24 protein-coding genes are annotated in these 21,727 nt (G+C 69.7%); 15 read left to right on the top strand and 9 right to left on the bottom strand.

From position 1 onward, the window contains the following. Window positions 1-130 precede the first annotated feature (130 nt). Window positions 131-1,168, top strand: coding sequence for a LacI family DNA-binding transcriptional regulator (locus KY500_RS13290; protein ID WP_255579318.1), 1,038 nt, complete (start codon window positions 131-133; stop codon window positions 1,166-1,168). Window positions 1,169-1,249: 81 nt separating this feature from the next. On the opposite strand, the gene KY500_RS13285 is transcribed toward KY500_RS13290, so the two are convergent. Beyond that, window positions 1,250-1,405, bottom strand: coding sequence for a hypothetical protein (locus tag KY500_RS13285; protein WP_219900947.1), 156 nt, complete (start codon window positions 1,403-1,405; stop codon window positions 1,250-1,252). Window positions 1,406-1,508: 103 nt separating this feature from the next. Here KY500_RS13285 and KY500_RS13280 point away from each other — a divergent pair, with 103 nt between their 5' ends. Both KY500_RS13280 and KY500_RS13275 read left to right on the top strand, forming a co-directional pair. Beyond that, window positions 1,509-2,468 carry an ABC transporter ATP-binding protein gene (locus KY500_RS13280; RefSeq protein WP_255579317.1) on the top strand — a complete coding sequence of 320 codons (960 nt, stop codon included), beginning with the start codon at window positions 1,509-1,511 and terminating at the stop codon, window positions 2,466-2,468. Then, on the top strand, window positions 2,465-3,307 hold the full coding sequence (locus KY500_RS13275) for an ABC transporter permease subunit (protein ID WP_219900945.1): 843 nt from the start codon (window positions 2,465-2,467) through the stop codon (window positions 3,305-3,307). The genes KY500_RS13280 and KY500_RS13275 overlap by 4 nt, the downstream gene beginning before the upstream one ends. 31 nt (window positions 3,308-3,338) lie before the next feature. Here the strand turns inward: KY500_RS13275 and KY500_RS13270 are convergent, their stop codons facing one another. After that, window positions 3,339-3,830, bottom strand: a complete 492-nt coding sequence (locus tag KY500_RS13270) for a glutathione peroxidase (RefSeq protein WP_219900944.1) — start codon at window positions 3,828-3,830, stop codon at window positions 3,339-3,341. Window positions 3,831-3,951: 121 nt separating this feature from the next. Between KY500_RS13270 and KY500_RS13265 the strand changes: the two genes are divergently transcribed. The 3 genes from KY500_RS13265 (at window position 3,952) to KY500_RS13255 (ending at window position 8,593) form a co-directional block, all read left to right on the top strand. Beyond that, complete coding sequence (locus KY500_RS13265) at window positions 3,952-5,706, top strand: pyruvate dehydrogenase (protein ID WP_219900943.1); 1,755 nt, start codon at window positions 3,952-3,954, stop codon at window positions 5,704-5,706. Between the two features lie 149 nt (window positions 5,707-5,855). Then, complete coding sequence (locus tag KY500_RS13260; protein WP_219900942.1) at window positions 5,856-7,076, top strand: AI-2E family transporter; 1,221 nt, start codon at window positions 5,856-5,858, stop codon at window positions 7,074-7,076. Window positions 7,077-7,147: 71 nt separating this feature from the next. Then, window positions 7,148-8,593 (top strand): NAD(P)/FAD-dependent oxidoreductase, encoded by a 1,446-nt coding sequence (locus KY500_RS13255; RefSeq protein ID WP_219900941.1) that lies wholly within the window; start codon window positions 7,148-7,150, stop codon window positions 8,591-8,593. Window positions 8,594-8,705: 112 nt separating this feature from the next. Here the strand turns inward: KY500_RS13255 and KY500_RS13250 are convergent, their stop codons facing one another. Then, the gene (locus KY500_RS13250; RefSeq protein WP_219900940.1) at window positions 8,706-9,461 is read right to left on the bottom strand and encodes a dienelactone hydrolase family protein; all 756 of its coding nucleotides are present in this window, start codon (window positions 9,459-9,461) and stop codon (window positions 8,706-8,708) included. Window positions 9,462-9,566: 105 nt separating this feature from the next. Between KY500_RS13250 and KY500_RS13245 the strand changes: the two genes are divergently transcribed. Beyond that, on the top strand, window positions 9,567-9,809 hold the full coding sequence (locus KY500_RS13245) for a three-helix bundle dimerization domain-containing protein (RefSeq protein ID WP_219900939.1): 243 nt from the start codon (window positions 9,567-9,569) through the stop codon (window positions 9,807-9,809). Here KY500_RS13245 and ppk2 read toward each other — a convergent pair. Next, on the bottom strand, window positions 9,806-10,666 hold the full coding sequence (gene ppk2, locus KY500_RS13240; RefSeq protein ID WP_255579316.1) for a polyphosphate kinase 2: 861 nt from the start codon (window positions 10,664-10,666) through the stop codon (window positions 9,806-9,808). The two genes, KY500_RS13245 and ppk2, sit on opposite strands and share 4 nt — an antisense overlap. Before the next feature lie 146 nt (window positions 10,667-10,812). Between ppk2 and KY500_RS13235 the strand changes: the two genes are divergently transcribed. The 3 genes from KY500_RS13235 to KY500_RS13225 all read left to right on the top strand — a co-directional run bounded on the left by KY500_RS13235 (window position 10,813) and on the right by KY500_RS13225 (window position 12,579). Further along, a complete protein-coding gene (locus KY500_RS13235; protein WP_219900938.1) occupies window positions 10,813-11,211 on the top strand; it encodes a DUF6855 family protein in 399 nt (132 codons plus the stop codon). Window positions 11,212-11,258: 47 nt separating this feature from the next. Beyond that, a complete protein-coding gene (locus KY500_RS13230) occupies window positions 11,259-11,609 on the top strand; it encodes a DUF6412 domain-containing protein (protein WP_219900937.1) in 351 nt (116 codons plus the stop codon). A gap of 94 nt (window positions 11,610-11,703) precedes the next feature. After that, window positions 11,704-12,579 (top strand): membrane protein insertase YidC, encoded by an 876-nt coding sequence (locus KY500_RS13225; RefSeq protein WP_219900936.1) that lies wholly within the window; start codon window positions 11,704-11,706, stop codon window positions 12,577-12,579. A 331-nt stretch (window positions 12,580-12,910) separates the two neighbouring features. Here KY500_RS13225 and KY500_RS13220 read toward each other — a convergent pair whose 3' ends face one another. The 4 genes from KY500_RS13220 to KY500_RS13205 form a co-directional block, all read right to left on the bottom strand. Continuing rightward, entirely contained in the window at window positions 12,911-13,312 is a 402-nt protein-coding gene (locus tag KY500_RS13220) for a hypothetical protein (protein WP_219900935.1), read from the bottom strand. A 107-nt stretch (window positions 13,313-13,419) separates the two neighbouring features. Further along, window positions 13,420-14,127 (bottom strand): endo alpha-1,4 polygalactosaminidase, encoded by a 708-nt coding sequence (locus tag KY500_RS13215; protein ID WP_255579313.1) that lies wholly within the window; start codon window positions 14,125-14,127, stop codon window positions 13,420-13,422. Window positions 14,128-14,394: 267 nt separating this feature from the next. Next, on the bottom strand, window positions 14,395-14,895 hold the full coding sequence (locus tag KY500_RS13210; RefSeq protein WP_066597804.1) for a CarD family transcriptional regulator: 501 nt from the start codon (window positions 14,893-14,895) through the stop codon (window positions 14,395-14,397). A gap of 201 nt (window positions 14,896-15,096) precedes the next feature. Then, window positions 15,097-15,777, bottom strand: coding sequence for a potassium channel family protein (locus KY500_RS13205; protein WP_219900933.1), 681 nt, complete (start codon window positions 15,775-15,777; stop codon window positions 15,097-15,099). 124 nt (window positions 15,778-15,901) lie between these two features. Between KY500_RS13205 and KY500_RS13200 the strand changes: the two genes are divergently transcribed. The 3 genes from KY500_RS13200 to KY500_RS13190 all read left to right on the top strand — a co-directional run bounded on the left by KY500_RS13200 (window position 15,902) and on the right by KY500_RS13190 (window position 19,125). Then, entirely contained in the window at window positions 15,902-17,044 is a 1,143-nt protein-coding gene (locus KY500_RS13200) for a hypothetical protein (protein ID WP_219900932.1), read from the top strand. A 73-nt stretch (window positions 17,045-17,117) separates the two neighbouring features. Then, window positions 17,118-18,137, top strand: coding sequence for a hypothetical protein (locus KY500_RS13195; RefSeq protein ID WP_219900931.1), 1,020 nt, complete (start codon window positions 17,118-17,120; stop codon window positions 18,135-18,137). A 19-nt stretch (window positions 18,138-18,156) separates the two neighbouring features. Continuing rightward, entirely contained in the window at window positions 18,157-19,125 is a 969-nt protein-coding gene (locus tag KY500_RS13190) for a hypothetical protein (RefSeq protein WP_219900930.1), read from the top strand. A gap of 17 nt (window positions 19,126-19,142) precedes the next feature. On the opposite strand, the gene KY500_RS13185 is transcribed toward KY500_RS13190, so the two are convergent. Next, entirely contained in the window at window positions 19,143-19,784 is a 642-nt protein-coding gene (locus tag KY500_RS13185; RefSeq protein WP_219900929.1) for a TetR/AcrR family transcriptional regulator, read from the bottom strand. Window positions 19,785-19,868: 84 nt separating this feature from the next. Between KY500_RS13185 and KY500_RS13180 the strand changes: the two genes are divergently transcribed. Together KY500_RS13180 and KY500_RS13175 are read left to right on the top strand one after the other, a co-directional pair. Next, window positions 19,869-20,864, top strand: coding sequence for an ATP-binding cassette domain-containing protein (locus KY500_RS13180; protein WP_219900928.1), 996 nt, complete (start codon window positions 19,869-19,871; stop codon window positions 20,862-20,864). After that, window positions 20,861-21,700, top strand: coding sequence for an ABC transporter permease (locus tag KY500_RS13175; RefSeq protein WP_219900927.1), 840 nt, complete (start codon window positions 20,861-20,863; stop codon window positions 21,698-21,700). The genes KY500_RS13180 and KY500_RS13175 overlap by 4 nt, the downstream gene beginning before the upstream one ends. Window positions 21,701-21,727 lie beyond the last annotated feature (27 nt).

Below are 21,727 nucleotides of genomic sequence, written 5' to 3'. Positions count from 1 at the left end.
TTAGCGCACTATCGACGCTCAGACCAGCGCACATATGTTCATGACGCCCAACGCGTAAGCAGTGATAGTGCGCTACCACTCGACGCTGAATGGTTCCGTGCTGCCTCGTTTGTGGTTCTATCCTGAGAGGATGCAGACCGAGACCCGACCCATACCGACGCCGCGCAGCGTGCGGATGATCGACGTGGCGAGGCTGGCCGGGGTGTCCCAGCAGACGGTGTCGCGGGTAGTCAATGGACACAGCAATGTGGGTGCCGAGGTGCGCGAGCGCGTCGAACAGGCCATCGTGCAGTTGCGGTACAACCGAAACTCCGCCGCAAGGGCGCTGGCCACGAACCGGTCGATGAACCTCGGGGTGATCAGTTACTCGCTTCCGGTGCACGGGTCGACCATGGTGTTGTTCGGGGTGGCGGAAGAGGCTCGTCGCAACGGGTACTCGACGAGCCTGGTGAGCATCTCGGATGTGGACCCGCGCACGATTCGCACGGCACTGGACACCCTGGTCGGGGACTCCGTCGATGGCATCGTCGTACTCGCGCCGATGTCGGCGGCCGCGCCGGTGCTCGACGGGCTGGATCTCGACGTTCCCATTGTGCGGTTCGAGCAGGGAGCCCCGGCCGGCCCGCACGCCGTGACCATGGATGACGTCCTTGGTGCGCAGCTGGCCACTCGGCATCTGCTGGACCTCGGCCATGAGACCGTGTGGCACGTCGCCGGGCCGCCCGGCTGGACGGCGTCGGAGGCCCGGCGCTCCGGCTGGCTCTCGGAACTCGGCGGTCGCGGGCGCCCGATGAACCCGGACTTCGCCACCACGGACTGGACGGCCGAGTCGGGCTACCGGGCCGGGCTGCTCATCGCCCAGAACCCGTCGATCACCGCTGTGCTGGCCGCCAACGATGCCATGGCCCTCGCGGTCATGAAGGCCCTCACCGAGCAGGGGCGCAGTGTTCCGGCCGACGTGAGCGTGGTCGGCTTCGACGACATGAGCGAGGCGCGGTACTTCCAACCCGGCCTCACCACCATCCGGTTGGACTTCGACGAGGTGGGCCGGGTCGCCGTCGAGCGGCTGCTCCACCTGATGGGCGGCGAGCCCGCCGAGCTGATCCCGGCCATCACGCCCGAGCTCATCGTGCGCGCGAGCACCGCCCCGCCCCGCCCCCGCGCCTGACCCCGCCCCGCAACCCGCTGCGCGCAGGTTCCCGTCGCGTCGGTCGAGCCGGTGGTCGAGGTCGCGCCGGTCGAGCTGAAATCAAGCGCCGGTCTCGGCATCCGCGGTGACGACGGAGTCGATCAGCGGGGCGGCACCGTACACGGCGGTGTCGTAGGTGCCTGCGTCGATGCGAGCGCGCACGACTTCGCCGCGGGCCAGGCGCGAGGTCACCGAGAAGGGGAAGAACCTGCTCAATCTACAACGTTGTAAAAATCACGGGCAAGGGGGTTCGACGCCTTTTCCATCGTTGTAGAAATGGGTCTTGTGAGCCGGTTGGCGCATGTCTAGGCTCAGCACTGTGAGTACCTCGAACTCCAGTTCGTCTGCCGCCATCGTCGCGGTCGACCTCGTCAAGAAATTCGGCAGCACCGTGGCCCTCGACGCCGTGAGCTTCACGGTGCCCCGCGGTAGCGTGTTCGGTGTGATCGGGCCCAACGGAGCGGGCAAGACCACCATCATGCGCGCGCTGCTCGACCTCATCCGGCTGACCTCCGGCCACGCCACCCTCCTGGGCATCGACTCCCGCAACGCCGGCCCAGACCTGCGTCGCCGGATCGGGTTTCTACCGGGGGAGCTCATCCTCGAGGGACGCATCACGGGCCGGCGGCTGTTGCGGCACTACGCCAACATCTCCGGACCGGTGCCGGCCGGCCGGGTCGACGAACTCGCCGACCGGCTCGGCCTCGACCTGGACCGCACCGTGCGCACCCTGTCGAAAGGCAACAAGCAGAAGCTCGGCATCGTGCAGGCGTTCATGCACCGGCCTGACCTGCTGGTGCTCGACGAGCCCACCAGCGGCCTGGACCCGCTCATGCAGCAGGTCTTCCTCGGGCTGGTCGACGAGGCCAGGGCGGCCGGCCAGACCGTGTTCCTCTCCTCGCACGTGATCAGCGAGATCCAGCAGGCCGCCGACCAGGTCGCCATCCTGCGGGACGGCCGCATCATCACCGTGGCCGGGGTCGAAGCGCTCCGCGATACCGCGATCCGGCACCTGCGGATGAGCGCGACCGGCATCACCGCCGCGGAGCTGTACGACAGGTTGTCGCCCCTGGCTGGGTTGGGCGAGCTGGACTGCCGGCCGGCCACGGACGGTGCCGAGGCCACGGCCATCCTCACCGGGGCGATCTCGCCTTTCGTGCAGGCCATCTCCCCGATGCGGCTCACCGACCTCGTCGTAGAAGAACCCGATCTCGAGGAATCGGTGTTGCGCCTCTACTCCACGCCCGAGGTCGCACACACCGAGGCGGTGCGCTCATGAGTGCCGCCACCGCCACCTCGCCGCGTACCGCGACCGAGCACCGCAGCGCTGTGCCGATCTTCACCAAGGCGCTGACCGACGGCTGGCGTTCGCTACTGGGCTGGTCGATCGGGCTCACCGCGGCTCTATGCCTATACCTGCCGATCTTCCCGAGCCTGGGCGGCAACCCGCAGATGCAGCAGCTCATCGACAGCCTGCCCACCGAACTGACCCGCACCATCAACTACCAACAGATCGACACCGGGGCCGGATACACCCAGTCCACCTTCTTCGGCCTGATCGGGTTCCTGCTCATCAGTATCGCCGCGATCAGCTGGGGTGCCGCGGCCATCGGCGGCGACGAGGAATCCGGCCAGCTCGAGCTCACCCTGGCCCACGGCGTCACCCGGGTGCAGGTGGCGGTGCAACGGTTCGCGGCCCTCGTCGTGAAGGTCCTCACGCTGGCCCTCGTGGTGTTCCTGGTGGTGCTGCTTTGGAATGGTCCGGCCGGTCTCGACATCGACGTGGCGAACCTGGCCGTCACCTGCCTGCTCTTCGGCGCTCTCGCGCTGGTCTGCGGCAGCGCGGCGCTGGTCTGCGGGGCGCTCACCGGTCGCAAGGTGTGGGGCATCGGCGGCGGGGCGGCGGTGGCCGTGATCGGCTACGTGTTCAATGCGATCGCCAACCAGAGCACCGACCTTCAGTGGCTGCACGGCCTCTCGCCGTACTACGCGGCGTACGGCAACAGTCCGCTGGCCAACGGCGCGGATGCCTGGACGCTCGTGCTGTTCTACCTGGCCGTCCTGGTGCTTGGCGGCCTGGCGGCCCTGGTCCTCCGGCAGAAGGATGTCGGTGCCTGAGGCATCCTGCCGGCCGGCTCTACCGGCCGGGTCAGGCGTTGACCGGCAGTCCGGCCTCGATCGCCGCGAGGATCTCGGGCGCATCGGGCACCGTCGCCGGGCGGAACCGGTGCACGACCCCGGCGGGAGTGAGTAGGAATTTCTCGAAGTTCCAGCCGACGTCGCCGGCCGCACCGTCGGCATCCGGCGTCTGGGTGAGCACAGCGTAGAGCGGATGACGGTCGGCCCCGTTGACCTCGACCTTGTCGAACATCGGGAAGGTCACGCCGTACGTGGTGGAACAGAAATCGAGGATGGCCTCGATACTGCCGGGCTCCTGGCCCTTGAACTGGTTGCAGGGAAAGCCGAGCACCGTGAAGCCGCGCGGCCCGTAGGTCTTCTGCAGCTCCTCCAGGGCGCCGTACTGCACCGTGAGACCGCATTTGGAGGCGACGTTGACGATGAGCACGACCTGGTCGGCATAGTCGGCGAGGGTCACGGTCTGCCCGGAGGCAAGGGTCAGGGGAATGCTGCGCAGGGTCATCCTCCGAGCTTAGGCATCGGGCTGGACGGTGTGCGAACGCACGGTTACAGAGGACTGGGAGTTCGCTGACTGTGACCGGCCGTACTGGAGGCCTGGGCGCCCCGCGGAGTTAACTGGGTCGATGGCTCAGACCGTCGCAGACCAACTCATCGCCCAGCTCGTCGGCGCCGGGGTGCACCGCATCTACGGCATCGTGGGGGACAGCCTCAATCCAGTCGTGGATGCCGTGCGCCGCACCGGCGGCTCCGCCAAGGGCGGCATCGACTGGGTGCACGTGCGCAACGAGGAGGCTGCGGCCTTCGCCGCGGGGGCGGAGGCGCAGCTGACCGGAAAGCTGGCCGTCTGCGCGGGGAGTTGCGGGCCCGGCAATCTGCACCTGATCAACGGGCTCTACGACGCCCACCGCAGCGGGGCGCCGGTGCTCGCGATCGCCAGCCACATCCCCACCACCCAGATCGGCAGCAGCTTCTTCCAGGAGACCCACCCCGACCGGCTCTTCGTGGAGTGCTCGCACTACCGTGAGCTGATCTCCTCCGCCGCGCAGTCGCCCCAGGTCGTCAACGCGGCCATGCGGCACGCCCTGGCGCTCGGTGGGGTGTCGGTAGTGACGCTGCCCGGTGATGTCGCCGAGCTTCCCGCGGAGGGCTCGGTGCCCAAGCTGGTGCTGCCCGGCCGCCCCACCGTGGTGCCCGACGGGGCCGACGTGCGGGCCCTGGCCGACGCCATCGACAAGGCCAAGACCGTGGCGATCTTCGCCGGCGCCGGGGTGGAGGGCGCGCACGACGAGGTCGTGGCGTTCGCCGACCTCGTGGCCGCGCCCGTCGGGCATAGCCTGCGTGGCAAGCAGTGGATCCAGTACGACAACCCGTTCGACGTGGGCATGACGGGCCTGCTCGGCTACGGCGCCGCCCATGCCGGCATCCACGACGCCGATCTGGTGCTGCTGCTCGGCACCGACTTCCCCTACGAGCAGTTCCTGCCCGACGGCGACAAGGTGATCATCGCCCAGGTCGACACCGACCCGTCGCACCTGGGCCGGCGGGCCAGCGTGACCCACCCGGTGCACGGCGACGTGACCGCCACGCTCGCGGCCCTCACCGCGCTGGTGACGAAGAAGGCCGACCGGTCCTTCCTCGAGCGCACCCTCGCCAAGCACGAGAAGCTGCTCAGCAGCGTCGTGGGCACCTACACGGATGTCGACCACGGCCGACCGATCCACCCGGAGTTCGCCGCCGCGACCCTCGACGACCTCGTCGCCGACGACGCCATCGTCACCGCCGACACCGGCATGGGTAACGTCTGGCAGGCCCGCTACCTCACCCCCAATGGCCGCCGCCGGCTGATCGGCTCGTACCTGCACGGTTCCATGGCCAACGCCGTGCCGCAGGCCATCGGCGCCCAGAGCGCCTACCCCGACCGTCAAGTGGTCACCATCAGCGGCGACGGCGGGCTCGCGATGCTGCTCGGCGAGCTCATCACCATCGCCGCCCAGAAGCTGCCGGTGAAGGTCGTGGTGTTCAACAACTCCACCCTCGGCCTGGTCAAACTCGAGATGTTCGTCGACGGGTATCCCGACTTCGCGGTCGATGTGCCCGCCGTCGACTACGCCGCCGTGGCCGCCGCGCTCGGTTTCTTCGCCGTGCGGGTGGAGGACCCGGGTCTGTTGCGCGGCGCGCTGACGGATGCGTTCGCCCACGACGGCCCCGCCCTCGTCGACATCGTCACCGACCCGCTGGCACTGTCGCTGCCGCCGAACGTCACCGCGAAGCAGGTCAAGGGGTTCGCGCTGGCCCTGTCGAAGACCGTGCTCAACGGAGGGGTCGGCGAGGCCGTGCAGATGGCCAGGTCCAACATCCGGCACCTGCCGGGGCTCTGACACCGCATCATCTGACACCGCATCATGTGAGACCGCCGCGCCACCTCACCCGAACCGGGTGAGGGCATAGGGCGCGCCGGGGGTGGACACTGTGGCTGAGACCGGCCGTCACGGCCGGCACCAGCGTTCCGACCCCGGAGGGAGTCCCCATGTGGCGACGTCGACACCGCAGGGCTCCCGTCGAGGCTCCCGCGGTGCCCGGCGCGATCGAATCGGAGCTGGTCGCCACCGGAGTGTTGGCCCCGGCGCTGATGCACCGCAGCACCTCGATCCTGCTCGGCCTGGGCGGAGCCACCGTGGCGGTCTTCGGTCTCGCGGCCATCGCGGGTATCGCCGCGCCGATCCTGCTGGCGCTCATACTCACGATCTGCGCGCATCCGGTGCGCCGTGGCCTCGAACGCCGTGGCGTGCCGCGGGGGCTGGCCACCGGGTCGGTCGTGGCCACGGTGTTCGTGGTGCTGGCCGCCTTCGTCGCCGCGCTCGGCCTGGCGCTGGGCCAGTTCGCCGCCCTGTTGCCGCAATTCGCCAGCCAGATCAGCGACATCGGTGCGAGGATCGCCACCTGGCTGGCCAGCATCGGCTTCGGCACCACCCAGGTGCAAGCCGTGGAATCGACCTTCAACCCGAGCAACCTCGTTCCGCTCGTGTCGGGCGTGTTCGGCAGCATCACCAACGTCACGGTCGCCCTGGTGATCGTGCTGACCATGCTGATCCTGATGGCCGCGGACGCCGGCTACCTGCCCACGCTGCTCAGCCAGCTGCGGCCGTCCCGGCCCACCCTGGTCGCGGCGCTCACCGACTTCGCCTCCAGCGTGCGCCGCTACATGGTGGCCACGACCCTGCTCGGCATCGCCCAGGGGGTGCTCAACGCGCTCGCCCTGGTGCTGCTGGGTGTGCCGGGCGCGTTCCTCTGGGGGCTGCTGTCCTTCCTCTGCAGCTTCATCCCCAACGTGGGCTACTTCATCGCCATCATTCCACCCACGGTGTTCGCCTTCCTCGTCGGCGGCTGGGCGCTGGCGCTGCCGGTGATCGTCATCTACGCCATCATCAACGCCGTCGTGCAGTCCATAGTGCAGCCGCGGGTGGTCGGCAACGCGGTGGCGTTGAGCCAGTCGCTCACCTTCGCGTCCGTGCTGTTCTGGGCCATCGTGCTGGGCGCCATCGGCGCCATCCTGGCGATTCCGCTCACCCTGCTCATCCGCACGATCCTGGTGGATGCCGACCCCGCAGCCTCCTGGTGGCGCCCCCTGATCGGCGACCTCGACGAAACACGCACGCTGATGAAATCCGAGGATGCCCGAAACAAGGCGATGCGGAAGGCAGGCCGGGCGGCCAACAAGGACGCCAAGCGCGGCCAGGGCGCCGCCTGAGAGTCGGGTCTGGGCCGACTCCCAGCCCGGACTGGCAGTGTCGGTGTTCCGTTCGCTGCCCGGAGGTCCCGATGTCTGCTGTTGCCCCCACCGCCATCTCGCACTACGACGTGCTCGTCATCGGAGCCGGCCCGGCCGGTACCTCCGCCGCCCTGCGCGCGGCGGAGCTCGGCGCGCGCGTCGCCGTGGCCGAATCCGACCGCACCGGCGGCACCTGCGTGAACACCGGCTGCGTGCCCACCCGGGCGCTCGCCAAGGCGGCCCGGCTCATGCGCGAGGTGCGCACCGCCGATACCTACGGCATCGAGGCCGTCATCGAGCGGTTCGACTGGCGCACCACGGCCGCCCGGGTCACCGAATCCGTCGACCGGGTGCGGGCGATCAAGCGGGAGGCCGAACGGTTCTCCGACGCCGGGATCGACCTCATCCTCGAGGGCCGCGCCCGGTTCGTCGACCCGCACACCGTCGAGCTCGGCACGGGGCGCCGCATCAGCGCCGACAACATCCTGGTCTGCGTGGGCGGCCACTCCCGGCGGCTGCCGATCCCGGGCGCCGAGCTGGCGACGGTGCCGGAGCACGTGCTGAGCCTGCCCGCCCTGCCCGAACGCCTCGCGGTGATCGGCGGTGGCAACACCGGAGCGCAGCTGGTCACCATCTTCAGCTCGTTCGGCTCGCGGGTGACCCTGCTCGACGTGGCGCCGCGCATCCTGATGGCGTCGGACGCCGCCGTCTCCGAGGCTGTGAGCACGGCGTTCCGGGAACAGGGCACCCGGGTCGAAACCGGCATCACCACCGTGGAGTCGCTCGTGCGTGATGCCGACGGCTCCATCACCCTCACCTGGCAGGCGGGCGGCGAGTCCGTCTCCGACAGCTTCGACGCCGTCATCATGGCCACCGGCTGGCCGGCGGATGTGGACGACCTGGGCCTGGAGAAGGCCGGCGTCGCCACCGTGCGCTCGGCGATCCCCGTCGACCAGTACTTCCGCAGCGAGGTGTCACACATCTTTGCCGTCGGCGACGCGAACGGCCGGGACATGCTCGTGCAGGCCGCCCAGTTCGAGGGCGAGGCCGCCGCCGAGAACGCGGTGCTCGGCACCAACCGCCGCACGCCGCACCACCTGCTGCCGGCCGGCGGTTTCACCGACCCCGACTACGCCGGGGTGGGGCTCACCGAGGAGCAGGCTCGCGCCAGGGACCCGCTCTGTGTCGTCGCCACCGTGCCGTACGCGAGCCTGGACCGGGCGGTGATCGACGACCGGGAACGCGGCTTCCTGATGCTCATCTCCGACCGCCGCCGGGACCTGATCCTCGGCGCGCACGCGGTGGGGGAGAACGCCATCGAGGTGGTGCAGTCGGTGACCACGGCCATCGCCGCGGGCGTGGACGTGGCCACTCTCGCCCACGTGCGCTTCGCCTACCCCACCTACAGCGCCATCATCGGCCTCGCCGCCCGTTCCCTCCTGGCCGAGGCCGCCCCCGCCGCCGCGCCCGAAGCGGTGGCGGGCACGCTGGAGTAACGCCATCGCGGCTCACCCTCCCGTCCAACTGGTCCCGATGCGGACATCTGGTCCCGGTGCGCCGGGTGCAGATGTCCGCATCGGGGCCAGTCGCGGCCGGGTGGGCGGATGTCTAGGGCGTGGTCAGGTGCTCGGCGAAGAACGCGTCGATGCGCCGCCAGGCATCCGCGGCCGCCACGGGGTCTGGGCCGGCGCCGAGGAAGCGCTTGAGGGCGAACCGGAGGGCGACGGGCCCACTCTCGGCGTCGTTGAGGAACGCGTGCCCGGCGCCGGGGTATTCCACCACGTCGTGCGGGAGGGCCAGTCGGGTCAACGACGCATCCAGGCGCTCGGCCGCGCCGCGCAGCGATGTGTCCCGACCGCCGTAGCTGCCCACGATGGGGCAGGCGCCGGTGAGGGCGTCGTCGAGCTCGGAGTCGGAACCGCCGGGCAGCATGCCGTAGTTGGCCGAGGCCGCATCGAACCCGCGGGTCGCCGCGGCCAGCGCGAAGCCGCCGCCCATGCAGAAGCCCAGCACGCCGACCGCGCCCGTGCAGTCGTCGCGGGCGCCGAGCGCGGTGCGGGCCGACTCGATGTCGACGAACGCCCGCCCCTGGCCCGCCGAGAGCGAACGGAAGGTGGCGACCAAGCAACGGCGGGCGCCGCCCTCGCTGAACAGGTCGGGCATCAGCGCGAGGTAGCCGGCCGCGGCCATCCGCTCAACCTGGCGCCGCATCACGTCGTTCAGCCCGAACGCCTCGTGCACCAGCACCACGCCCGGCCACGGCCCGGGCCCGGCCGGGACGCCCAGCACCGCGGCGAGGCCGAAACTGCCGCCCGGCGTTGCGGGCAGGGTGATGTCGATCAGAGTGGGGGAGCCGGTGGCCATGGTTTCCCTTTCGAAGAATGAGGCGACTGCACATCGGTGCAGCGCGCGGTGCTTCAGCGTAGCCCCGGAGTTGACCGGATCGGCCGCGAAGAACAGACTGATCGGGTGGACACTGAAGAGCGCACCGAACACGAAGACCACGCGGTAGCCCAGGTCATCGATCGTCTTGTGGAGCGATACCCGGACCGGCCCCGGTCATTCATCGAAGATGTCGTCACCGAGGAACGCCACCTGCTCGACGGCAAGCCGATCAGGGATTACGTGCCGGTGCTGATCGAGCACGGCGCGAAGGCACGGCTGCGGAACTCGACCGGGCATGGCCCGGCGCATCGCCCCACGCACTGCTAGCTAGCCTTGCCCTTGCCCTTCGACTTGGCCTCCGCGGCCAACTCGGTGATGCGCGCGGCATGGTCGGGCACCGGACGGTTGAGCTCGCGCGGCGGTCGTTCGTAGTCCGACGCCGGTGGCCGGTGCGGGATGTGCACGAGCGGCGGCTCCATCTGCTCGTAGGGCACCATCGACAGGAAATGGCTGATCATGTTGAGGCGGGCGGCGCGCTTGTCCTCGCTCTCGACCACCCACCACGGGGCCTCGGCGATGTCGGTGTGCACGAACATCTCGTCCTTGGCCTTGGAGTAGTCCACCCACTTGGTGATCGACAGAACGTCGGTCTCGGAGAGCTTCCAGCGCCGCATCGGGTCCTTCTGTCGGGAGCGGAAGCGCAGCTCCTGCTCCTTGTCCGACACCGAGAACCAGTACTTGAGCAGGATGATGCCGTCCTCGACCAGCATCCGTTCGAACAGGGGCGCCTGGTGCAGGAACCGGCGGTATTCGTCGGGGGTGCAGTAGCCCATCACCTTCTCCACACCAGCCCGGTTGTACCAGGAGCGGTCCATCAGCACGATTTCACCGGCCGTGGGCAGGTTCTTGATGTACCGCTGGAAATACCATTGGCCGCGCTCGCGGTCGGTGGGCACCGGGAGCGCCACGATGTGGGCGATGCGCGGGTTGAGGTACTCGGTGACCCGCTTGATGGCCGAGCCCTTGCCCGCGGCATCGCGGCCCTCGAAGATCACCACGATGCGGGCGCCGGATTCGCGAACCCACTCCTGCATGGTCACCAGATCAGCCTGGAGCCGGCGCAGCTCGTCTTCGTAGAGCTTCTTGTTCATGCGGGGTGTGCCGGATGCATCCTTCTTCGCCATGCGCGGTCCCTCCGGTTCGCGTGGGCAGTCCACGTGCGCTCAGCGTACTCGGTGGTGTGGCCGTAGCTCTAGCGGTAGCCCGGCCTGGTGCCTAGGCTGACGAAAGCGGGAGTCGAGCGGCGTGCGCCGGCCCCGGAGGAGACCCGATGACCGCAGGAACCGCTGCCGATCCCTGGCAGCTCACGACAGCACCCGGCTCCTCGACCTACACGATGTACCGCGAGGGCGACGAACTCGTCTGCCAAGTCGGTGCCACGACCCTGAAATACCAAGCGCGCGCCATCGACGACCTGCACGCCTGGCTGCTCGAGCAGGGCGACTGGGTGCCGCTGGGCGCCAGCGACGAGAAGAAGCCCGCACCGGAAGGCAGCGTCGAGGCATGGGGCCGCTCCGCCGACAACCCGGTCGGCGGTTGGTACGGCCTGCGCTCGGGCTACCGCGGCCGGTTCGGCATGTACCTGCCCCCGCTGCTCGAGCACCTCGGCCTGGCCGAACTCACCCACGAGAAGCGCAACAACCAGATGCGTGCGCTTCCCGCCGACTAGAGTGGCCGAACAAGACCGGACGGACGACTGAGCTGGAGGTGACCCGGATGCGCACACGCACGCTGCTGCCCGCCGGGGCATCGCCGACCGCCCGCCTGTCGGTCGCGCTCGGCCTGAGCCTCGGCACCGGGTTCGGCCTGGGCGCGCTGCTGCTCGGCGGCCGCGGCTTCGGCGAGGTCCTCGCCCTGGCCGCCCTCTTCACCCTGAGCGCCTCGGCCGTGGCCGTCACCGGCGCGGCGCAGCAGGTGCTGGCCATGCTCGTCATGGTGCTCACCGGCGCACCCACGCCCGTCGCCCGGCCCTACCCCGAGCTGGCCTCGCAGGTAGGCCAGAGCGTTCCGGATGCGCCGGGTAAGCCCCAGCCGCGAGCTCCGGGCCGCGCCCTCCCGGTCGCCTAGGAGCCTTTTCCCGCGCCGCACCCATCGGGTGCCCGCCCTTCCTGTCGCGACCATACGGTTCCCCATTTTCCGTATTCCGACCGGGAGTCTCCCCATGAATTTTTATGCCTTCGGCCCCATCGCGGCCGTGCTCGACGCGGCCTATGCCGTTCTGCACAACCTCACCCTGTTCCTCACCCCGCTCAGCGCGGCCAACGCGGCCGCCCTCGCGATCATCGTGCTCACCCTTGCCCTGCGGCTGGTGCTCATCCCCGTCGGGGTCTCCCAGGCCCGGGCCCAACGGCAGCGGCAACGCCTCGCTCCGCGCCTCACCGAGCTGCGCCGCCAACACGGCAGTAACCCCGAGCGCCTGCAACGGGAGACCATGGCGCTGTACGCGGCCGAGAACGCGTCGCCCCTGGCCGGATGCCTGCCTCTGCTCGTGCAGGCCCCGATCCTCTCGATCGTTTACGGCCTCTTCGTGCTGGGCACCATCAACGGGCACGACAACGCCCTCCTCGCCGGCGGCCTGTTCGGCAGCCCGCTGGGCAGCAGCATCCTCTCCGGCTGGGGCGCCGGCACGACCCCGGCGGCGCTGCTGGTCGGCGGGGTGCTCCTCGCCGTGCTGCTGGCTGCCCAGCTGCTCAGTCGGCGGCTGATGCTCGCCCAGGCCGCCGCATCCGCCGCCCCGGCCGGCCCGCTCGCGCCCGGTGCTGCGGCGGCCTCTGGCGCCCCGGGAGCTGTCGGTGTAACCGCCGGCCGGAATACGACGGCCGGGGCGCGCCCCGCAGCGGTCCCGCCGGTTCCGGGAGCCCTCTCGCCGGCCGCCCAGGCGACCATGACCGGTGTGCTGAGCTGGTTGCCGCTGATCAGCGTGGTCTTCGCGGCGTTCGTGCCGCTGGCCGCGGCGATCTACCTCACGGTGAGCGCGCTCTGGGGTGTCACCGAGCGGGCGCTGCTCTGGCGCATCCTGCGTCCGGTCGCCCGGTAGCCTCCCGGCAATATCCGGCTGCCCGATCTGCCCCCCGCCGACTTGCCACTTGGCGCCCGCTCCGGGCGCCCGAGGCGGCCTCAAGTGGCAACTCACCGGATGCGGCGGTCGTGAGTTGCCACTTGCTGCCCAGTCAATGCCTCGGAGGGGGCCTCAACTGGCAAGTCACGAGGAGCCTTCCTGCGCAACCCGGCACCCGGCGCCTGCCCCGCATATCGCCGGCGTAGGACGGGCACTGTGCGGCAACCCACCGCGAGGCCGCGGGCACACAGAAGCGGCAAGCGCCCCCAGTGCCGGGAGCGCTTGCCGCAGTCTGTGTGCGTAAAGCGGATCAGGCGACGCTGCTGGCGTGCGCCTTGGAGCCGGTGACGCTGGCGCCGGGCTGGCTCTTGGAGCAAATGACGACGAGGATCACGGCGACACCGACGGCAATGTGCGGCAGCCAGGCGTTCGGGGCCTCGCTGATGAAGCCGAACAGGAACGGTGAGGCGATCAGGAACACCGACGCGACGATGTCGAAGACGAGGTGAACGGGCATGCCGATGACCTTGACCAGGCCCAGCTCGTAGCGGGTGAAGAGGCTGTAGAGGATCAGGCCGACGCCCAGGATACGCGGGATGATGACGGCCGCGCCGCCGACCTCTTCGAACATGAAGAGTGTGGGGGCGAGGATCAGGGCGATGGCGACGACGTAGTCGAGAACGGCGTGGACCTTGGTGGGAATGAAACGCATGAGGAGCTCCTTGGTGACTGAACCGCAAGGCCGGATCGCCTCACGTGTCTAGTTCGCCACCCTCACGCAGACAGATTGGTCGGCCTTCTACGGCACACCCCAACGGGTCAGCAGCGCTCGTACACGTATCCGTCCGAGCCCGCTATGACGAGGTCCCGGTCGCGCAGGATCATCGACAGTGGCCGGTTCGGCTCCGCGCAGGCCGTGGCGAAGTCGACGCGCAGATCGTCGCTGTACTCGATCGCCAGCACATGGTCGCCGTAGGCGGCGGTGTAGAGCCCGCACTCCTCCCAGCGGTCGCATTCCTCGGCCACGGCGAAGTCGAACGTTCCGGCCAGCTCGTCGGCAAGGTCGGCTGCGTTCTTCTGTCCGATCGCGAGCCCCTCGGCATGTGCGCCATCAACCAGGAGGGTCGCCAGCGCCACGTTGTCGTCGACCGTGAGCAGCCCGGCCGAGCGGGTGTACGAGTCGAGGTTGTCGATCTCCACGGCGTCGAAGCCGGCGGATGCGCATCCGGCGATCTGCGGCAGCATCAGCGCGGCGATCCCGGTCCGTTTCGCGGCGGTGCCGGTGTCGAACAGGAGCTCGTCCGGCCAGTTCTCGTCGCGCACGGGTCCGTCCTCGGCGGTGAGGATCAACTCGGGGGAGTCGGCCAGGAGCCGCTCGGAGTCGGACGGCTGGGTCTGGAACCCGTTGAGGTAGCAGATCGAGTACAGGCCGGTGGCGGGCGCCTCGGTGCTGTCGCGGGCGACGACGCTCACCCCGTCCGGCGGGTCGTAGGCGCCGCCGAGCTGGTAGTCCAAGCCGCCGCCCACAGGCGGCAGCGTCGGGCCGGGCCCGGTCGCCGTGGGCTGAGCACCGGCGCAGCCCGCGAGTGCCAGCGTCAGCGTCAGCAGAGCGGCCGGCAGAGCGGCGCGTGCTCGGTCGGCGGCCGTACGCCGTGCTGAGCCTGTCGAAGCACGCCGTGCTGAGCCGGCCGAAGCACGCCGTGCTGAGCCTGTCGAAGCAGACTCGTTAACCCAGAAACGTCGCCGGACGGCAACCAGGGGGCTGCTCATCCGACGACGTTTGAGGGGGGTGAACTAGGCGACTTCGGCGACGCTGGCGTTCAGGACGTCGTCGAGGGTGACGAAGGCCTCTTCCTCGGTGGACTTCTGCGCGAGCGCGAGCTCGGAGACGAGAACCTGGCGGGCCTTGATGAGCATCCGCTTCTCACCGGCGGAGACGCCGGAGATGCGGTCGCGGCGCCACAGGTCGCGAACGACCTCGCTGACGCGGTAGACGCTGCCGCTGCCCATCTTCTCGGTGTTGGCCTTGTAGCGGCGCGACCAGTTGCTGGGCTCTTCCTCGACGTCGCTGCGAAGCACGTCGAAGACCGCCTCGACACCCGCGGCGTCGATGACATCGCGAACGCCGACGAGCTCGGCGTTGTCGATGGGCAGGTTGATGGCCAGGTCACTCTGGTGCACGGTGAGCGTGATGTAGCGCTTTTCGACACCCTTGATCGTGCGGGTCTCGACTGCGGTGATCGTTGCTGCGCCGTGGTGGGGATAGACGACGGTCTCGCCGACTTCGAAAATCATCTGATGCAGCCTCATAATTCTTTGAGCGTGGTTGACGTATCACCCGGACGTCCGCGCGGGGCGCAGGCGTGCTCCTCCGCGGTGCTGCGACAGCCGATTCGAGGCACCCAGGGCAGGTCACTGGATACATCACGCGACTGAAAATGGCACAGCGGTTCGTTAAGGGTATTGGGAGAGTGTATCATTCCCGCCTCGCTGGCCCTATTCGGCCCGGTGACGCTCCTCCTCGAGGTCGGCGACGCGCTGCACGATCCAGGACGACAGGGTGGCGGTGAGCACACCGAGCACGGCCACGCCGCCGAGCATCAGGGCCGTCGCGATGATGCGCCCGCGGATGGTGAGCGGGGTGAAGTCCCCGTAACCCACGGTGGTGATGGTCACCGCCGCCCACCAGAGCGAGTCGCCGAACGAGGTGATATTGGCGTTCGGGTCGCTCCGTTCCGCCTCGAGCACCGCCAGCGCGGCGATATAGGTGACCAGCACCGCCGTGCCGGCCAGGTACACCAGCACCCGCGCCCGGAACGCGGTGCCCGCCGAGCTCTGGAACAGGCTGCTGCGCGCGAGCACCCGCAGCAGCCGCAACGGTCGCAGCAACGGCAGCAGCACGAAGAGCAGATTGACCGGATGCCGCCGCGCCCACTGCCAGGCATGGTCGGCCAGCACGAGATCGACGAGGTAGCTCACCGGGAAGAGCGCCCAACTGACCAGGATCACGATCCGCAGCAGCGCGCCCGTGGAGACATCGACCGCTCCGATCACCGAGATCGAGTAGGCCGCCAGGAACACCAGGGCCGCAATGGTGAGCGGCCAGTCCACGGCCTGCTGCCAGCGTGCCTGCCGGGGCCCACCCCACGGGTCCACCCGGTGCTCGGTCACGGTCATGCGGGCATCCTGCCACCGGCTCGGGGTGCGGCCAATGCCCTCCCGGCGCGGGGCCGGCACCTGCACGTGGAGGTTCGCGGGCGGCCCGACCGGTGACAGGATGTGCAGAACGACGGGAGCGATGGTGGCAGAGGCACGGAACGACGGCGATCCGTACGAACAGGCCCGGCACGATGCGGCCTTCCTGCAGGCGGTGACCCGGGCCCATCGGGGGCACTGGGACGTGCTCGACGCGCTGTGGTGGGGGGTGCATCCCGACGAACCCACCCCCGACGGCACGCCGTCACCCACCGAGCGGCTCCGCGACCTCCAGCGCCGGGTGTTCGCGGCCGACGGCGATGCGGCGGGCGACCGCGGCGTCGCCGACGCCCTGCACGCGCTCGAAACCGAGATCACGGCCGAACGGGCTGCCATCGCCGCGGCGGTGGCCGCCGCGCGCAGCGGGCGACGGGTGCCGGCCGTGGGCACGTCGGTGGCCGCCGGTAGGCAGGTTGGGTCGAGTGCCGAGTCGGCCGGGGCTGAGCTGTCCGGTGACGACGGGGCCTTCGGCGATGTGCCCGACAGCGAACCATTCGGCACCGAGGCGTTTGGCACCGAACCGGCCGGCACCGAACCATTCGGCACCGAGGCGGCCGACACGGCGGTGGGCACCGCATCCGTCTCGATGGCGGATGCATCCACCGAGCAGGGCGCGCCATCGCGCGCCATGCCGCGCCACCGGGTGCTGCTCGGGGTGGCCCTGGCCGGCGCCGTGGTGCTCGGGGCCGTTGTGGGCAGCCAGGTGGACGACCTGGCGCCGTGGGGCGCTGCGCCCCAGGCGGGCAGCGACGCCGCCACTGCCACTCCCGCCCCCACGCTGGAGGTTCCGGTGCTCGCCGCGCAGGTGTTCGCGCGCGACCAGGCGCCGCGGGACGTTCCGCTCGTGCCGATGCCCGCTGCCTTCGACCCCGCCTCGTTCCGGTACCTCGGCTCGGCGGGCTGGACCGATGCCGACGGCAACGGCCTCACCGACTCGCCGTACTACGCGGCCCGCGGTTCGGCGAACATGATCTGCTTGGTGGCCGTGCCCGAGGGGAGCGGCTACCTGTCGACCTGCTCGCTCGAGTCCGACTTCCCGTCGGCGGGCCTCCGCCTCTCCTGGGAGAGCACCGACATGCTGCAGGGCGCCAGCGCCGGCACGACGCCGATGGTGTTGGACATCACGGTGGCCTGGCAACGCGACTCCACCATCGAGACGAGCGGCTCCGGCCGGGTGGTCGCTCCCTGAGCGCAAGCGTCGGTGCCGCACCGCTCCGCCCGACGCGTGTGGCAGGATGTGCAGAACAATGAGGGGGGTTTCATTGGCCGGGAACAGGCACGACGATCCGTACGAGCGAGCTCTGGAGAACCCGGACTTCGCCGCCGCCGTGGCCGCCGCTCACACCGGTCACTGGAGCCTGCCGGACGCGCTCTGGTGGGAATGGCACCCCGAAGATCCGGCCCCCAGTGGCATGCCGTCGCCCATCGCCACCCTGCGGGCGCTGCAGCGCCGCGCCTTCGCAGCGGATGGCGATGCCGCCGGGGACGCGGTCGTGGCCGAGGCCGTGCGGGACCTCGAGGCCGAGATCGCCGCCGAGCGGCTGGCCATTGCTGAGGCCCTGCGGGCCGCGAATGCTCAGGAGGTCGGTGCCTCGGCCGCCGTCACCGCATCCACCTTCGACGAGCTGGTGGGGTCGGCAGCAGGCGATGACACGCGGGAGCCAGAGGTCGCCGAATCACACCCGACGCCGACCGTGAGGTTCGGACGATTCGGTCGTCGCCACTGGTTCCTGGCCGGCGGCATCCTCCTCGCGGTGGCCATCGGGGTCATCCTCGGCAGCCGGCTGGGCGCCGCGGGCCTCGTCAGCGGGGCCGCGCCCACCGGCACTCCGACCCCCTCACAGACGGCCTCGATCGCCACGGTGTCCTCGGAGTCGCCGAGCATGATCTTCATCCGCGAGCAGACGCCACAGGATATTCCTCTGGTCTCGACCGGTGACGTCTTCAGGCCCGAGTCCTTCCGCTATCTCGGGTCGGCCGGCTGGCCAGAGAACGCCAATGAGGCGGGCGCCTCGCCTTACTACGCGGCGCAGTCCTCCACTCGCATGACCTGCCTCGTCGCCATGCCGGAGAGCGGTGGTTACGTGTCCACGTGTGCGCTCGAGTCGGGGTTTCCGTCGGTAGGGTTGCGGCTGTACTGGGAGGGTAGCGGGATCCTTCACGGCGAGGCAGGCGTATCGCGGGTGCTCGGCGACATCTCGGTGGTGTGGGAACTCGGCGGCGGCCTGTCGACCGAGTTCGCCGGCAGGCCCACCCCTACGGACGTGGTGGCCGAGGGATGACCCCGACCGGGGATCTCCGATGACCCCAGGTCATCGCGACGCGTACGAACGGGCCCTGGGCGACGAGGAGTACCGTTCCGCCGTGCGGGACCACTACCGGGGCAGCCGGGACGTTCTCGACGCGCTCTGGTGGCGGGCGCATCCTGACCAGGCCTCGCCGGAGGGCGAGCCGGCGCCGAGCGGTCGGGTGCGGGCGCTGCAGCGCCGGGTCTTCGCAGCGGATGCCGACGCCGCCGGCGACCACGCCGTGCACCGGGCCCTGCGGGAGCTCGAGGCCGAGATCGCGGGGGAGAAGGAGGCGATCGACGATGCGGTACTCGCCGCGGAGCAGGAGCTCGAGGGGTCGGCTGTGGCCCGGGTCGCTCCGGCGCGCCCGATGGTTCCCCGGGGTGACGAATCGCAGCGCGATGCGGGGTCGGCGGTGAGCGCCGATGGGCCGCCGGCTGCGCCGGAGAAGCCCACCGTCGCATCCCGGAGCCGGGTTCGTCTGGCGGTCGGCCTCATTGTCGCGGCCGTGCTCGGCGGCGTGGCCGGGGCGCAGATCGTGGGAGCGATCGCCCGCGGCACGGAGATCCCGGCCGCTGCCACCACCGAGGCCAAGGCGTTCGAGATCTTCGATCGTCCTCAAACTGTGGACGACGTGCCGGCCGTACCCCTGCCCGCCTCCTTCCAGCCGTTGACGCTGCGCACAATCGGCGGAATCTCCTGGGAGTCTGTCGACCCGCCCGCCGAGTCCCTGTTCTACGTGGTGCGGTCCGATGCGGAGCGTGTCTGCCTGCTCCTACTGCTCGACGACACCCACTACCTATCGAGCTGTGTGGGCGAGTCCGAGTTCGCGGCGTCCGGGGTGACCCTGTATTGGACCAGCGACCAGGGGCTGGCGAGCGAGGGACTTGCTCCCACGGCAGGGCAGCGCAACTGGTATGTCGAATGGACGTCGGACGGCGGCACCAGCGTTGGCCCGGCGGCCTCCGGCGACGCGCCCTGAGGCGCATCCGCGCTGCGCTACAGCCCCTGCTCCACCATGTCGATGACCCGCACGATCAGGGTCTGCTTCACCGGGGCGGGCAGCGCGCGGAGGGGGCCGTCGATGAGCAGCTCGGCGAGTCCGTGCACGGCCGACCAGGCCAGGAACTCGGCCGCCGGGCGCCGCCCGGCCGGCAACAGCCCCACGGTGACGAGGTCGTCGAGCGACTGCGTGAGCAACTGGAACGGAGTGAGCCCGGCGGGGCCGGCCCGAGCCGCGCAGGTGGCGCTGTCCAGGTCGGACGACGCGGAAAACGCGGTCTGGAACTGGCCCGGCTGCTCCAGTGCGAAGCGCAGGTAGCCGGTGCCCACAGCCCGGAACCGCAGGCGGGCGCCGTCGACCGGGTCGGTCGTGTCGACTCGGGCCTGATCGATTTCGATCGCCCCGGCGACGAGGCCCTGGCAACTCGAACACACGGCGTCCAGCAGCGCCTGCCGGTCGGCGAAGTGCCGGTACGCGGCGTTGGGCGTCACCCCCACGCGCCGGGTGGCTTCCCGCAGCACCACGGCGGGCGGACCGCCCTCCCGGGCCAGGTCTACCCCGGCCTCGATGAGAGCCCGGCGCAGGTCGCCGTGCCGGTACGAAGTTCGTACCGGAGAATCTCCCCCACCCGTTGTCATCGCGCATCCGTTTCGTTACGATAAAAGCTCACATGTGTACAACGTCCACATAAAGCATACCCACCGATTTGGCAGGGGCGTGGCATGACGATTATCGAAGCCTCCGGGCTTACCAAGACCTACAAATCCAAGACCGGGCCGGTGCACGCGCTCGCCGGGCTCGACCTCACCGTGCCGCGCGGCACGGTCAAGGCGATCCTCGGCCCCAACGGTGCCGGCAAGACCACGGTGGTCAAAATCCTGACCACCCTCATCCGACCGGATGCCGGCACGGCGATCGTCGACGGCATCAACGTTCAGGACGATCCGAAGGCCGTGCGCAGCATCATTGGCGTGTCCGGCCAGTACGCGGCGGTCGATGAGAACCTCACCGGCTTCGAGAATCTGGAGATGGTCGGCCGGCTCTACCACCTGGGCGGCGCCGCCTCCCGCAAGCGGGCGCAGCAACTCATCGACCTGTTCGAGCTCACCGCGGCGGGCAACCGGCCGGTCAAGGGGTTCTCCGGCGGCATGCGCCGACGCATCGACCTGGCCGGCGCGCTGGTCTTCAACCCCAAGATCCTCTTCCTCGACGAACCGACCACCGGGCTCGACCCGCGCAGCCGCATCGCCCTGTGGGGCGTGATCAACAAGCTCGTCGACGACGGCACCACCGTGCTGCTCACCACCCAGTATCTGGAGGAAGCCGACCAGCTGGCCGACAGCATCGCGGTCATCGACGACGGCCGGGTGATCGCCGAGGGCACCTCCGACGAACTCAAGGCCCAGATCGGCGGGCACCGGGTGGTCGTGGCCCTGGTGGACGCCGCGGACAGCGCCGCCGCCAGCGAGGTGCTCGCCCGCTACGGCGCCGGCGAACCGCAGGTCTCCAGCGACGGGCGAGGCCTCGACGTGGCCGTGACCGATGGACCGCCGGCGCTGCAGCACGTGCTCGCGGACCTGCGCACGGCCGGGATCGACCTGCACGACGCCGGGATGCGCCGGCCCACCCTCGACGACGTGTTCCTCAAGCTCACCGGGCACAAGGCCGACCTCGCCGCCGACGACAACGAAGACGAGAAGCAGGAGCTGGTGAAATGACCCAGACCGCCACCAGGCCAGCGCCCACGCCAACCTGGAACCCGCTGTCCCTCTGGTATTCGGATGGCTGGACAACCACCAAGCGCAATCTGATCAAGATCAAGCGCACTCCCGACATGCTGGTGTTCGCCGTCATCCAGCCGATCATGTTCGTGCTGCTGTTCAGCCAGGTCTACGGCGGCGCGATCAACGTGCAGGGCACGGACTACACGCAGTTCCTCATGGCCGGCATCTTCGCCCAGACCGTGGTGTTCGGCTCCACCTTCTCCGGCTCCGCCATGGCGCAAGACCTCAAGGACGGCATCATCGACCGGTTCCGCAGCTTGCCGATGAGCTCATCCGCTGTGCTGGTGGGCCGTACCAACGGAGACCTGGTGCTCAACACCATCTCGATGATCATCATGATGGCCACCGGCTTCCTGGTCGGCTGGCGGGTGAACTCGTCGATGGGGGAGTTCTTCGCCGGGCTCGGTCTGCTGCTGCTGTTCAGCTACGCGTTCAGCTGGGTGATGGCGCTGCTGGGCATGAGTGTGCGTTCGCCCGAGGTGATCAACAACGCGTCGTTCATCATCCTGTTCCCCATCACGTTCATCTCCAATGCGTTCGTGCCGATCGAGACGCTGCCCACCCCCTTGCGCATCTTCGCCGAGTTCAACCCGGTGTCGGCGCTGGTTCAGGCGGCGCGCGAGCTGTTCGGCAACGAGGGCACCGCGCCGGTGCCGGATGTCTGGACACTGCAGAACCCGGTGGCGACCGTGCTCATCGGAGTTGTTGTGCTGCTCGTGGTGTTCGTGCCATTGTGCATCCGTAAGTTCGCCTCGATCAGCTCCCGCTGATCGGGGGAGCCAGACCCCCACTCTCGA

This window comes from Cryobacterium sp. PAMC25264 (genome assembly GCF_019443325.1).
Classification (GTDB): Bacteria; Actinomycetota; Actinomycetes; order Actinomycetales; family Microbacteriaceae; genus Cryobacterium.
Note: the sequence above shows the minus strand (reverse complement) of the source record. Positions and strands in the feature narration are given on the sequence as shown.